The following is a 12,827-nucleotide window of genomic DNA, read 5'->3' as shown; positions in this document are numbered from 1 at the left end:
CATCTTATGTCAAAACGCCATGCAGGGTGATAGTCTTAGGAGCATTAATTGGCGGCCTGAGCGCATAAAAAAAAGCGATCTGCAGCGATCGCTTTTACTCAAGAAGCTTAATCTGATGATCTTCTATGTCCAGAATGATCATATCTGAGCCAATCTTTTTAATGTGGGTCCACGGAACTCTTATTTCGTCACCTTGTTTTCTGAATCCGAACCATTTTACAGACGGAATCACAAGGGCGGTTATTTGTCCGGTTTTTTCATTGATTTCAAGATCGGTCTGCCCCAGAATGCCTAGTCTTTCCGCCCTCTTAACATCGACGATCTCTTTTCCGCTCAGCTCGCTCAGTCTCATGTTCAGGAAGCCTCCTTTTTAACATATATATCCCCTCACACACAAAAAAGACCTGCTTTGAAGGCAGGTCCGGGAAGTTAACGAAGAGAAGACGGAAGCTTTCCGTCAGGGCTTATGAGCGCAACGGAATACTCATCTGTAAACAGCTGTTTTGCAAGAGCATTTACGTTATCAGCTGTTACTTCATTAATTTTTTCAATCATTTCATCCAAGCTTCTGTGGCGTCCGAGAAGGAGCTCGTTTTTGCCGTTTCGGCTCATGCGGCTGTTTGTGCTTTCAAGACTGAGCATGAGGTTGCCCTTCATTTGCTCTACGCTGTTTGTCAGCTCTTTTTGCGTAATGCCGTCTCTTTTGAGGACCTCAAGCGTTTCCTGAATGGTTTCAAACAGGACGTCAAGCTGCGCCCGGCCCGTGCCTCCATAAATGGTCAGCATTCCATTATCCTGATAGGATGAATGGTATGAGAACACGGAGTATGCGAGACCTTTTTGCTCTCTTACATCCTGGAAGAGTCTCGAGCTCATGCTGCCTCCAAGCACGTTGTTCAGCACGATCAGGTCATAAATCTTTTCATGTCCGACCTGAAGGCCGTCAAAACCGATACAAAGGTGAGCCTGCTCGGTATCTTTTTTACGTGCTAGTTTCTCGGTCATAAAGGCAGGAGCTGAAATTTCAGTTCCTTTTTTCGATGTTTCAAATGATCCGAACTGTTTTTCAACTTCTTTAATGAAGCTCTCAGAAATATTTCCGGCAACAGAAATGACCACATTTTCAGGAGTATAGTATTGCTCCATATAGTCTCTTAATGTGTCGCTCTCAAACTTTGCAAGAGTTTCTTCCGTTCCGAGAATCGGATATCCCAGGGGATGATTGCCGTAGGTAGCCCTGCTGAGAAGGTCGTGAACGATATCATCAGGCGTATCTTCATACATTTTAATTTCTTCATAAACGACGTTTTTCTCTTTTTTAAGTTCAATCTCATCAAAAGTGGAGTTGAAAAACATGTCAGAAAGCACTTCGAGCGCGAAATCTGAATGCTCATCAAGCACTTTGGCGTAATAGCAGGTGTATTCTTTAGAAGTAAAAGCGTTTACCTGTCCGCCGATGCTGTCAAAGGATTCAGCAATTTCCCGTGCTGATCTTGTTTTTGTCCCTTTAAAGAACATGTGCTCCAGAAAGTGTGAAATGCCGTTGTTTTTTTCATTTTCATTTCTTGATCCCGTGCCGATCCATACCCCTATCGCAACTGATCTCACATGGGGAATATTTTCGAGCACAACTCTTACGCCGTTTTGGCATGTATATTTTTTTATCAAGCTTGTTCCTCCTATCAATGCTTCCAAGGATCCGCATTATGCACTCCTCTGTCATCATTCAGGTGCCGGCATCCGCTTTTCGTCCATCAGCATCGTTACATTTCCAAAGCTGTAGCCCTTTTGCTTAATGGATGTGATCAGCGTTTCCAGGCTCTTTGAAGAAGATTCTGTCGGGTGCATGAGAATCATAGCCCCATTATGGACTTTTTTCATGACACGTTCAACTAAAACATTCGGCGCAGGCTTTTGCCAGTCAATCGTATCTACGGTCCAGAGGACGGTTTTCATGTTATATTCTGCGGCTGCTTCAATGGTTTCCTGCCTGAAGCTTCCGCTTGGCGGCGCAAACCAGACAGGCTGTTTTCCTGTCTGCCCTTTGATGATTTCATTAGTCCTTGCTATCTGCCTCTTCATTTCGTCTGAAGTCAGTCTGGCCATATCAGGATGGGAATAGGAATGGTTGCCGATATCATGGCCTCCGGCTGAAATTTGTGCGACCAGGTCAGGATTCTGTTCAGCCCATCTTCCTTCGAGAAAAAAAGAAGCTTTTACCCCATGCTTTTTTAAAACGCGCAGCATGTCCGGCAAGTATTCATTTCCCCATGCAACGTTAATCAGAAAAGCAACCATCGGCTTATCCGGATGGCCTCTGTAAATAGGCGCTGGAGGCAGATCGTTCAAGTGAATCCGGGGGCTGACTTGTTTATAAACAAGAAGCTTTTCATCAAAGACGCCATTTTTTTTCATTTTCCGGTACGAGGCTTCTGCATCTACAGACAGCCCGTTATAGCCCGGTGTAGCTTTCCAGACGGTATGTATGACTGCATCCTGGGCAGGCTTTTCATGGTCTTTCATTTTGGCTGCAATCGTTTCATACAATTCATCCTGCTGCTTAACAGCAGCGACGTTTTCCTGTTTCATCGTCGTTACATATGCAGACGTAAACGGATTATGTATGACAGCTGCTGTCAGCAGCATCAGCATGATTATCCCAAGCAAACGGAACCTCTTCATGTTTGTCTTCCCCCTTTTTACTAGAAAGTATGTATGAGGGGGACTAGGTAGACCAGAAATGCGGAATCGCCTTGCTCAGCTCCGAAGGACAGAAAAGGATCCGATGAAAAAAGCCGGTTTTGCTTTTTACATCGGAGCCGTTCTGGCCGAGGAGCTAGGCGATGGAGCTGGACACCAGAAATGCGGAATCGCCTTGCTCAGCCTAATTAGCGCATTGACGCAAAAAAGAAAAAAGAAGCCAGACTCGATATTCTGGCTTCTACACGTTAAGAATTTTGCTTTTCTTTTTCTTTCTGTTCACGGAGAACGGCTTTTCTTGAAAGGTTGACGCGACCCTGTTTATCAATTTCAGTTACTTTGACAAGCAACTCATCACCGATTTTAACAACATCTTCAACTTTTCCGACGCGCTCTTCTGCAAGTTCAGAAATGTGTACTAAACCGTCTTTGCCATTGAAAATTTCAACGAACGCACCAAATTTTTCAACGCGTTTTACTTTACCTAAGTACAGCTGTCCTACGACTACTTCGCGGACAATGTCTTCAATAATCTGTTTCGCTTTTTGGTTCATTTCTTCGTTTGTTGAAGAGATGAAGACTGTTCCGTCTTGTTCAATGTCAATCTTCACGCCAGTTTCTTCGATGATTTTATTGATTTGTTTTCCGCTTGGTCCAATGACATCACGGATTTTATCAGGATTGATGGCCATCATCAGAATTTTTGGTGCATATGGCGAAAGCTCTGTACGCGGCTCTTTTATCGTTGCAAGCATTGACTCAAGGATTTCCATGCGGCCTTTTTTAGCCTGCAGAAGCGCTTCTTCAAGAATTTCGCGGGAAAGTCCGTCAATTTTGATATCCATTTGAAGTGCGGTAACACCTTTTGCAGTTCCGGCCACTTTAAAGTCCATGTCGCCTAAGTGATCTTCCATGCCCTGAATATCAGTAAGAACCGAATAATGATCTCCTGATTTGACAAGACCCATCGCAATACCTGCTACAGGTGCTTTCAGAGGCACACCGGCATCCATCATGGCAAGCGTGCTAGCACAGATGCTTGCCTGTGAGGTAGAACCGTTTGATTCCAGAACCTCTGATACGAGACGGACTGTATAAGGGAAGTCCTTTTCTGACGGAATCACAGGTTCAAGGGCTCTTTCGCCAAGTGCGCCGTGTCCGATTTCCCGGCGTCCGGGACCGCGCATAAATCCTGTTTCCCCTACGCTGAACAGAGGGAAGTTGTAATGGTGCATAAAACGCTTCGTCTCTTCAAGGCCAAGGCCGTCAAGTATTTGAACGTCGCCAAGTGCACCTAATGTACAGATGCTCAGAGCCTGAGTCTGTCCGCGGGTAAACAGGCCGGAACCGTGTGTCCGGGAAAGCATGCCGACTTCAGAAGAAAGAGGACGGATTTCATCAACCTTACGGCCATCCGGGCGCACTTTGTCTTCTGTGATCAGGCGGCGGACTTCCTGCTTCACTAATTTAGAAAGAATCTCTTTTACCTGCTTTAAAGTGTCAGCTTCAGCTTCCTGCTCTTCGAAGTGTGCAACCACTGTTTTTTTGACTTCATTGATTGCTTCTTCGCGGGCATGCTTCTCCTGAACCTGAATTGCTGAAAGCAGATTTTTCTCAGCCATTTCGCGAATGCCTTTTTCAAGCTCTGCATCAAGTGTGTAAAGCTTTACTTCCGATTTTTCTTTTCCTACAGCTGCAGCAATTTCTTCCTGGAAAGCAATGAGGCGCTTAATCTCATTATGGCCGAACATGATCGCTTCAAGCATGATTTCTTCAGGCACTTCATCTGCACCTGCTTCAACCATGTTGATTGCATCCTTCGTTCCGGCAACAACGAGGTGGATATCGCTTTTATCCATCTGCTCTACTGTTGGATTAATCACAAACTGGCTGTCCACACGGCCGACTACAACGCCTGCAATCGGGCCTTCAAACGGAATGTCTGATACCGTCAGTGCCAGAGAAGATCCGAACATGGCTGCCATTTCAGATGAACAGTCCTGGTCCACACTCATGACGATGCTGACAACCTGAACTTCATTGCGGAATCCGTCTGCAAACAGAGGACGAAGGGGACGGTCAATCAGGCGGCTTGCAAGAATCGCTTTCTCGCTTGGACGTCCTTCTCTTTTAATAAAGCCCCCCGGAATTTTACCGACAGCGTAAAGACGCTCCTCGTAGTTGACAGTCAGCGGGAAAAAGTCGACAGTCTTAGGTTCTTTTGATGCAGTTGCCGTGCTCAGTACGGCAGTATCTCCGTAGCGGATCATGGCCGCTCCATTTGCCTGCTTTGCAAGCTGGCCGACTTCAACAGTCAGTTCTCTGCCTGCCCAGTCAATGGAGAACACTTGTTTATCTTGTCCCATATAAAAATGAACTCCTCTCATCATATGTCACAACATACATGTATGTATTATTATGAACGATTTAAATTCAACATATCAATGTTATTCCGGTATGTAAATAGATCACGTGCAAATCCTGATATTTTTATTTTCGTACACTAAAAAAGCGGGAATTTCTCCCGCTTTTTCAAAAGATTATCGGCGTAGACCAAGCTTGTTGATCAGGTCACGATAACGAGTTACGTCATTATTGCGCAGGTACGTCAAAAGATTACGGCGTTTACCTACCATTTTCAAAAGACCGCGACGTGAGTGGTGGTCTTTCTTGTGAACACGCAAATGTCCGTTAAGATTGTTAATATCCTCAGTTAGGATAGCGATTTGAACCTCTGGAGAACCAGTGTCCGTATCATGTGTTCTGTACTCAGCGATAATTTCATTCTTACGTTCTTGAGTGATTGCCATCCTATTCACCTCCTTCATTTAAAAACCCCAATTACCGAGCAAACGTTGGTGAATCGTTTTGCCAAGCAATGGTTATAAAAGTTACAAGTATTAGAATACTATTATTCCGGCCAGAAGGCAAGCATTAATCTTGCAGTTTCTGAAAAAATTGCTCAGCGGAAGCTTTATCTTTTCCAATCTGCGTAATCAGTTCGTCAATTGAACCGAATTTCTGCTCGCTCCTGATCCGTTTATACCAGAATATAGCTACATTCTTCCCATATATCGATTTATTAAACTCGAAAATATGAACTTCTATGCTGGGCTTGAGTTTTTTATCATCATAAAATGTTGGCTTGTAGCCAATGTTGCAGACTCCGTTATAGCGTTCCCCGTCGAGTTCGAACTGAACAGCGTACACACCTGTCGGGGGAATGATATAAGCATTGTCAAGCTCGATATTGGCTGTCGGGAAGCCGATTGTTCTTCCGCGCTTATCCCCGTGAATAACGGTTCCTTTTACCCTGTGCGGCCTGTTCAGAAGCGTGCAGGCATATTCAACGTCTCCGTTTCTCAGAACCTCCCTGATAAGGGTGGAACTGATTTTGCGGTCGCGGTCTGTCTGCTTGCTGATCACTGTCTGGTTAAAAGCGCTGCGCGAGTGGAACGGCATGGTTTCCATTGTGCCTTTTCCGAGTCTCCCGTAGGAGTAATCAAAGCCGGCTACCACATGTTTCACATTTAGATTGATAATATACTGGTCAATAAACTCCTGCGGCAAAAGAGCGGCAAAAGCTTCTGAAAAATTCACGATAAAAAGATAGTCGATCTGCAGATCCTCGATCAGTTCGATTTTGTCCGAAACTGCCGTAATGGCTTCTACATGCTGCGTATTTTTTCTAAGCACCACCGAAGGATGGGGATCAAACGTCATGACCGCACTTTTCAATCCTTTTTCATCAGCCAGTTTCCTGACAGCGGTGATGACTTCCTGATGCCCGCGGTGCACCCCGTCAAAATAGCCAAGGGCCATCGCAAGCGGTGGAAGTTCAGTACTGTTTAAAGAGTGCGGATGTGTCAGTTTAATCGTCTTCACGCCTGGTTCACCTTTTCTGTATCAGCATTCTTCACATCAGTCAATTGCAAGGACTTTGGAAGGTTTTAGGAAGTGAGGTTTTTCAGGATGCTGCCTGTAAATAGCAAGACATGTCCCGTCTTCGCCGTACACGGCTATGGATTCCGAACCGGGGTTTAAACCTGCCGGAACCTCAAGCAGTGCGCCGTTTTTCACTTTCTTTGCTAATGTATCATTTATTGAAAGTTTCGGCAAATGATTTAAAGCTGTTCCAATCGGAATCAAAAGCTCCTGCAGACGGTTTTCTTCTGCCGCCCTTTCAACTTCTTCAAAGGTATGGCACTGGTCAATGGTAAACGCGCCGGAACCTGTCCGTACGAGATGGGACATGTGGGCCGGATAACCGAGGTATTCACCGATCATGACAGCAAGCGTCCTCACATACGTTCCTTTAGAACATGAAACTCTGAAGCGGAAAGAGGCTGTTTCTCCGCCGGACTGCACACTTGACAGCAATGTCATCTCATGAACGGTGATCTTTCTTGAAGGACGCTCAATTGTCTGTCCTGCGCGTGCGTATTCATACAGCTTTTTGCCTCCGATTTTGACAGCAGAGTACATAGGCGGCACTTGATCAATCTCACCCGTCAGGCTTCTGAGGGCCTCAAGGGCCATTTCATCTGTAATCGTTTCATTGACGGCTTTTTTTTCAACTATTTCACCGGACGCATCCTCTGTTTCGGTTGATATGCCGATGGTCACTTCTGCCTCATAGGTTTTTGACTCTGCCGTTAAATACTCGACGATCTTTGTTGCGCGGCCAAGACACACAGGCAAAACACCCGTTACATCCGGGTCAAGCGTGCCGGTATGACCCACCTTTTTCGTTTTAGCAATTCTTCTCATTTTCGCGACACAGTCGTGGGATGTCATTCCTGCAGGCTTATGTATTAATAAAACACCTTCCATGGAACATGTTCCGCCTTTCTGTCTGCAGGCTAAACGAAAAGGATAGACAGATGTCTATCCTTTCTTTTAGTCTTCCTGCTTGTTTTCCTGGTTGATTTCGTGAATCAGCGTTTCGATCCGGTTGCCGTAGTCAACCGATTCATCAAATTCAAATAGAATCTCAGGTGTCTTTCTGAGCCTGATGCGCTGTCCGATTTCAGAACGGATAAACCCTTTGGCTTTTGCGAGGCCTTTCAGAGTGTCTTCTCTCTTTTCCGCGTCACCAAGAACTGAAATATAGACTTTTGCAATTTGAAGGTCTCCCGAAACTCTAACATCAGTTACTGTTACGAAACCGATGCGCGGGTCCTTGATTTTGCGGCTGATGATCTCACCAAGCTCTTTTTTCATTTGCTCGCCGACTCTGTTTGCTCTTAAACTCATGCTTTCTTTCACCTCACCGTTAAAACCAATCAAACGAGGTTACAGTGCGCTCAATTTCCGGAAACGAATCAATCATGGCAAGAGCCTTGTGAATTTCTTTTTCCGTATGAACTTTACTTGATGTCACGGCAGCTATACCAATCTTTGTCCTCTGCCATGTATCCTGAAAATCAATTTCTGAAACAGAGACATTCAGTCTCTGCTTCAGTCTCATTAAAACACGCTGTAAAACGGCCCGTTTGTCTTTCAGCGAGCGTGCGTCATAAATGATGCATTCGCACTCCGCATATCCAATCACTTGCGTTCGATCTCTTCCATTACGTAAGCTTCAATGACGTCTCCTTCTTTAATGTCATTGAAGTTTTTAATGGTAATACCGCACTCGTAGTTCTGTGCTACTTCTTTTACATCATCTTTGAAGCGTTTCAGGGCATCCACTTCGCCTTCAAACACGACGATGCCGTCGCGGATTACGCGGATGCTGCTGTCACGTGTGATTTTGCCGTCCGTTACATATGAACCGGCGATGGTGCCGATTTTAGAAACTTTAATCGTCTGGCGGACTTCAACCTGACCGATTACTTTTTCTTCGAATTCCGGATCAAGCATACCCTTCATGGCAGCTTCAATTTCTTCGATGACTTTATAAATGATGCGGTGAAGGCGAATGTCAACATTTTCGGCATCAGCCGTTCTCTTAGCATTTCCATCAGGGCGGACATTAAATCCGATGATGATGGCATTTGATGCCGATGCAAGGATGACATCAGATTCGGTAATCGCACCGACTCCGGTCATGATGATTTTCACTTTTACGCCTTCAACATCAATTTTATTTAGAGATGCTGCAAGTGCTTCGGCAGAACCTTGTACGTCAGCTTTAACAATCAGGTTGATATCTTTAATATCTCCCTGCTTGATTTGCTCAAACAAGTCGTCAAGGCTTAGTTTTGCGCCTTCTCTGCGCTGTTCGTCGATTTGTTTGCTCGCACGGGCTTCACCGACCTGGCGCGCTTTTTTCTCATCAGCAAATACCATGAACTGGTCGCCTGCCTGAGGAACATCGTTCAATCCGGTAATTTCTACAGGAGTTGACGGACCGACTTCTTTCACGCGTCTTCCAAGATCATTGACCATCGCACGGACGCGTCCGTATGTGTTGCCGACTACAATGGAATCCCCGACGCGGAGTGTGCCGTTTTGGACAAGCAGAGTGGCAACAGAACCGCGGCCTTTATCAAGCTGCGCTTCAATAACCGTACCTGTTGCAGAACGGTTTGGATTTGCTTTCCACTCTTCTACTTCACTTACAAGAAGAATCATCTCAAGCAGTTCTTCAATACCGTCACCGGAAAGTGCTGACAGCGGAACAAAAATGGTATCTCCGCCCCATGCTTCAGCAACAAGACCGTATTCAGTCAGCTCCTGCATCACGCGGTCAGGATTTGCTGCTTCTTTATCCATTTTGTTGACTGCTACGATAATCGGCACTTCAGCTGCTTTTGCATGGCTGATTGCTTCAACTGTCTGAGGCATAACACCGTCGTCAGCTGCAACAACAAGAATAGTGATGTCCGTTACTTGAGCTCCGCGTGCACGCATCGTTGTAAACGCCGCATGTCCCGGTGTATCAAGGAAGGTAATTTTCTTATCGTTGACAACAACCTGGTATGCACCGATATGCTGCGTGATTCCGCCAGCCTCGCCTGCTGTTACCTTCGTGTTTCGGATCGAGTCAAGAAGCGTTGTTTTACCGTGGTCAACGTGACCCATGATCGTTACAACAGGAGGACGGATTTGAAGCTGTTCTTCCTGATCCTCAGTTTCATAGCCTTCAAATTCTGTCACGTCAAAAACGATGATTTCTTCAACTTCTACACCGTATTCACCCGCAATCAGCTCAATAGAATCTTTGTCAAGATCCTGGTTGATTGTGGCCATTACTCCAAGCATAAAGAGCTTTTTAATGATTTCTGAAGGCTCCTTATGAAGCTTTGAAGCAAGTTCGCCTACTGTCAGGCTGCCAGTAAACGTAATTTTGCTCGGCAGTTCTTTTTTAGGCTGAACCGGAGCTGCTCCCTGTGGTCTGCGCTGATTGCCGCCGCGCTTATTGCCGCCGCCGGGTTTTTTTGCTTGATTGTTTGTTTTTCCTTTATTGAAAGGCTTGTTGCCGCCTTTGTTTGCTGGTTTATTTGTATTAGCTGGTTTGTTGTTAGTATTCTCTTGTTTTTGCATAGGCGTTTTGTGATCTTCCCTTTGTTTGACAGAAATTGTTTTAGATGGTTCTTTTTTATCTGCCTTGTATTTTCCGTCCAGTTTAACAATAACATGATCGTCAATCGTTGACATGTGGTTGCTGACTTCTACATTCATGCTCTGCAGGGCTGTTATGACATCCTTGCTAGAGATGTTCTGTTTTTTTGCATATTCGTATACTCTCATTTTCGTCACATGGTCACCCCCAGGAAATTAATCGAGCAAGGTTTTCATTTTAGAGGCAAAGCCTGAGTCGACGATTGCCACAACGACCCGGGCATCTTTGCCGATCGCCTGGCCCAGCATATGCCGGTCCGGGACCGAAACAACAGGAATACGATAATAGCTGCATTTGTCATGTACCTTTTTGGCCGTATTTTCTGATGCATCCAGAGAGAGAAGAACGAGTTTCGCGCGGGACTGCCGCACTTCTTTAATGACAAGCTCTTCCCCCGAAACAATTTTTCTTGCCCGATTTGCAAGGCCCAGTAAGGACATCCATTGCTGTTTTGACATTAATGGTTCTCCTTTTCAGCCAGCTGAAGCAATTCTTCATAGATGCTGTCTTCAATTTTCACTTGCAGGTGGTTTGCGAGGACATTTTTCTTCTTCGCCTGCAAAATAGCGTCTTTATCAAGAGAGAGGTATGCTCCCCGCCCGTTTTTCTTCCCGGTGGGATCGACGGAGACTTCGCCTTCTTTTGAACGGACAATACGAACAAGTTCTTTTTTAGGTTTCATTTCTCCAGTTGCCACGCATTTGCGGAGCGGAACTTTTCTTTGATTGTTCACATTGCCTCACCTCTTACTTGTCTAGTTCGTCATCACTGAAGGAAAAAAGCGGCTCGTCATCTTCGCTGTCTTCAAGCGGGACATTTGCTCCGGCACGAGGGTAGATACCCATTTGAACAGCATCTGATTCACTCTTAATATCAATTTTCCAGTTTGTCAGTTTGGCTGCAAGGCGGGCATTCTGGCCTCTTTTTCCAATTGCAAGGGAAAGCTGGTAATCAGGCACAACAACTGTTGTCGCCTTTTCTTCCTCGTTTACATTGACGTCAAGAACTTTGGAAGGGCTTAAGGCATTGGCAACAAATTCGACCGGATCATTCGACCAGTTGACGATGTCGATTTTTTCACCCTTCAGCTCGTTTACAATCGCCTGAACACGCTGGCCTTTAGGTCCAACACATGAGCCGACTGGATCAACCTCGGAATTCTCCGAGTAAACAGAGATTTTCGAACGGTCGCCTGCTTCACGGGCTACAGATTTAATTTCAACGGTTCCGTCATAGATCTCGGGAACTTCAATTTCAAATAAACGCTTCAGCAGGCCCGGATGAGTGCGCGAAACGAAAATTTGGGGACCCTTTGTTGTTTTTTCCACTTTCGTGATAAAAACTTTAATGCGGTCATGGGGCTTGTATTTTTCGTTCGGCATTTGTTCGCTTACAGGAAGAAGCGCTTCGATTTTGCCCAGGCTGACGTAGATGAACTTAGAATCGATGCGCTGCACGATTCCTGTCATAATATCCTCTTCGCGGTCAACGAATTCAGAGTAAATGACTCCGCGTTCTGCTTCGCGCACGCGCTGAGTGACAACCTGCTTCGCTGTTTGGGCTGCTATGCGGCCGAAATCCTTTGGTGTTACTTCCATTTCCATCACATCATTTACCTGATAGCTCGGATTGACGCTTTGGGCTTCTTCAACAGAAACTTCAAGTCTTGGATCATATACTTCATCCACGACATCTTTTCTTGCAAAGACTCTCATCGATCCTGTGTCGCGGTTAAGATCCACGCGCACATTCTGCGCCTGATTGAAATTTCGTTTATAAGCCGAGATCAAAGCAGCTTCAATTGCTTCAATGATCACTTCTTTGCTGATGCCCTTTTCTTTTTCAAGGATGGTTAAGGCATCCAGTAATTCATTACTCATTTTAACGGTTTCCCCCTTATCCATATAGCAGAAATACTTGCATCCTGCTTTTCATTTCATAAAAACAAGTTAATTGAAGGTGACAGCAAGTCTTGCGCTGGCAACTTTTTCGTATGGAATCTGAATTTGTTTTTTCCGGGTCTTAATTGTGACCGTTACAACGACGTGTTCTCCGTCAAATCCAGTCAGCTCGCCTTCAAAAACTTTTGAGCCTTCGAAAGGTTCATATGTTTTGATGTACACATTTTTCCCAATCGATTTTTCGAAGTCAGCTTCTTTTTTAAGCGGGCGTTCAGCACCGGGAGATGAAACTTCGAGGAAATAATTTTGTTCGATCGGATCTGTTTCATCCAGCTTTTCACTGAGCTTTTCGCTGACAATCGCACAATGCTCAATATCAATTCCATCGCTTGAGTCTATGAATACGCGAAGAAACCATTCTTTTCCTTCTTTAACAAATTCAATATCCACTAATTCCAATGTTAATTCATCTAAAATCGGCGTCACTAGTTCGGCAACGATTTCAGTAACTTTTTTGCTCATCCCGTTCCTCCTTGTGAAATAGAAGCAAATATAGCTTTTAGCTGCTGAAAAACCCTGCTTCATATTGAGCAGGGAATGTATGTACTAAACACGCGATCCGAATGAAGAGACACAAAATATCTCTACTCAATACG

Annotated in this window: 14 protein-coding genes; all 14 read right to left on the bottom strand. The window is 45.1% G+C overall.

What is annotated here, in order from left to right:
- Positions 1–94: 94 nt before the first annotated feature.
- Positions 95–352, bottom strand: coding sequence for a YlmC/YmxH family sporulation protein (locus tag ACTSEZ_RS05225; protein WP_029281238.1), 258 nt, complete (start codon positions 350–352; stop codon positions 95–97).
- A gap of 77 nt (positions 353–429) precedes the next feature.
- Positions 430–1,668 (bottom strand): M16 family metallopeptidase, encoded by a 1,239-nt coding sequence (locus tag ACTSEZ_RS05220; RefSeq protein WP_029281240.1) that lies wholly within the window; start codon positions 1,666–1,668, stop codon positions 430–432.
- Positions 1,669–1,722: 54 nt separating this feature from the next.
- Positions 1,723–2,682, bottom strand: a complete 960-nt coding sequence (locus tag ACTSEZ_RS05215; protein ID WP_369733143.1) for a polysaccharide deacetylase family protein — start codon at positions 2,680–2,682, stop codon at positions 1,723–1,725.
- Positions 2,683–2,948: 266 nt separating this feature from the next.
- Positions 2,949–5,066, bottom strand: coding sequence for a polyribonucleotide nucleotidyltransferase (pnp, locus tag ACTSEZ_RS05210; RefSeq protein WP_369733142.1), 2,118 nt, complete (start codon positions 5,064–5,066; stop codon positions 2,949–2,951).
- A gap of 174 nt (positions 5,067–5,240) precedes the next feature.
- Positions 5,241–5,510, bottom strand: coding sequence for a 30S ribosomal protein S15 (rpsO, locus tag ACTSEZ_RS05205; RefSeq protein ID WP_029281245.1), 270 nt, complete (start codon positions 5,508–5,510; stop codon positions 5,241–5,243).
- Between the two features lie 124 nt (positions 5,511–5,634).
- Complete coding sequence (gene ribF, locus ACTSEZ_RS05200) at positions 5,635–6,585, bottom strand: bifunctional riboflavin kinase/FAD synthetase (RefSeq protein WP_369733141.1); 951 nt, start codon at positions 6,583–6,585, stop codon at positions 5,635–5,637.
- Between the two features lie 36 nt (positions 6,586–6,621).
- A complete protein-coding gene (gene truB, locus ACTSEZ_RS05195; protein ID WP_369733140.1) occupies positions 6,622–7,533 on the bottom strand; it encodes a tRNA pseudouridine(55) synthase TruB in 912 nt (303 codons plus the stop codon).
- A gap of 66 nt (positions 7,534–7,599) precedes the next feature.
- Complete coding sequence (gene rbfA / locus ACTSEZ_RS05190; RefSeq protein WP_369733139.1) at positions 7,600–7,956, bottom strand: 30S ribosome-binding factor RbfA; 357 nt, start codon at positions 7,954–7,956, stop codon at positions 7,600–7,602.
- 19 nt (positions 7,957–7,975) lie between these two features.
- Positions 7,976–8,254: a DUF503 domain-containing protein gene (locus tag ACTSEZ_RS05185; protein ID WP_369733138.1), complete on the bottom strand. Its 279-nt coding sequence runs from the start codon at positions 8,252–8,254 to the stop codon at positions 7,976–7,978.
- Positions 8,251–10,407 carry a translation initiation factor IF-2 gene (gene infB / locus ACTSEZ_RS05180; protein WP_369733137.1) on the bottom strand — a complete coding sequence of 719 codons (2,157 nt, stop codon included), beginning with the start codon at positions 10,405–10,407 and terminating at the stop codon, positions 8,251–8,253. The genes ACTSEZ_RS05185 and infB overlap by 4 nt, the downstream gene beginning before the upstream one ends.
- An 18-nt stretch (positions 10,408–10,425) precedes the next feature.
- Entirely contained in the window at positions 10,426–10,728 is a 303-nt protein-coding gene (locus tag ACTSEZ_RS05175; protein WP_369733136.1) for a YlxQ family RNA-binding protein, read from the bottom strand.
- Positions 10,728–11,003, bottom strand: a complete 276-nt coding sequence (rnpM, locus tag ACTSEZ_RS05170) for an RNase P modulator RnpM (protein WP_029281259.1) — start codon at positions 11,001–11,003, stop codon at positions 10,728–10,730. The genes ACTSEZ_RS05175 and rnpM overlap by 1 nt, the downstream gene beginning before the upstream one ends.
- A 13-nt stretch (positions 11,004–11,016) precedes the next feature.
- Positions 11,017–12,150, bottom strand: coding sequence for a transcription termination factor NusA (nusA, locus tag ACTSEZ_RS05165; RefSeq protein ID WP_369733135.1), 1,134 nt, complete (start codon positions 12,148–12,150; stop codon positions 11,017–11,019).
- A gap of 69 nt (positions 12,151–12,219) precedes the next feature.
- The gene (gene rimP / locus ACTSEZ_RS05160; RefSeq protein ID WP_029281263.1) at positions 12,220–12,693 is read right to left on the bottom strand and encodes a ribosome maturation factor RimP; all 474 of its coding nucleotides are present in this window, start codon (positions 12,691–12,693) and stop codon (positions 12,220–12,222) included.
- Positions 12,694–12,827 lie beyond the last annotated feature (134 nt).

The organism is Metabacillus mesotrionivorans (assembly GCF_052171315.1).
Lineage (GTDB): Bacteria > Bacillota > Bacilli > Bacillales > Bacillaceae > Bacillus_P.
This window is presented reverse-complemented; position numbering and strand designations above follow the sequence as displayed.

Bases quoted from the DNA above. Each gene is read 5' to 3' on its own strand.
- ACTSEZ_RS05225 (WP_029281238.1), bottom strand. From the start codon at position 352: ATGAGACTGAGCGAGCTGAGCGGAAAAGAGATCGTCGATGTTAAGAGG.
- ACTSEZ_RS05215 (WP_369733143.1), bottom strand. From the start codon at position 2,682: ATGAAGAGGTTCCGTTTGCTTGGGATAATCATGCTGATGCTGCTGACA.
- pnp (WP_369733142.1), bottom strand. From the start codon at position 5,066: ATGGGACAAGATAAACAAGTGTTCTCCATTGACTGGGCAGGCAGAGAA.
- rpsO (WP_029281245.1), bottom strand. From the start codon at position 5,510: ATGGCAATCACTCAAGAACGTAAGAATGAAATTATCGCTGAGTACAGA.
- truB (WP_369733140.1), bottom strand. From the start codon at position 7,533: ATGGAAGGTGTTTTATTAATACATAAGCCTGCAGGAATGACATCCCAC.
- rbfA (WP_369733139.1), bottom strand. From the start codon at position 7,956: ATGAGTTTAAGAGCAAACAGAGTCGGCGAGCAAATGAAAAAAGAGCTT.
- ACTSEZ_RS05175 (WP_369733136.1), bottom strand. From the start codon at position 10,728: ATGTCAAAACAGCAATGGATGTCCTTACTGGGCCTTGCAAATCGGGCA.
- nusA (WP_369733135.1), bottom strand. From the start codon at position 12,150: ATGAGTAATGAATTACTGGATGCCTTAACCATCCTTGAAAAAGAAAAG.
- rimP (WP_029281263.1), bottom strand. From the start codon at position 12,693: ATGAGCAAAAAAGTTACTGAAATCGTTGCCGAACTAGTGACGCCGATT.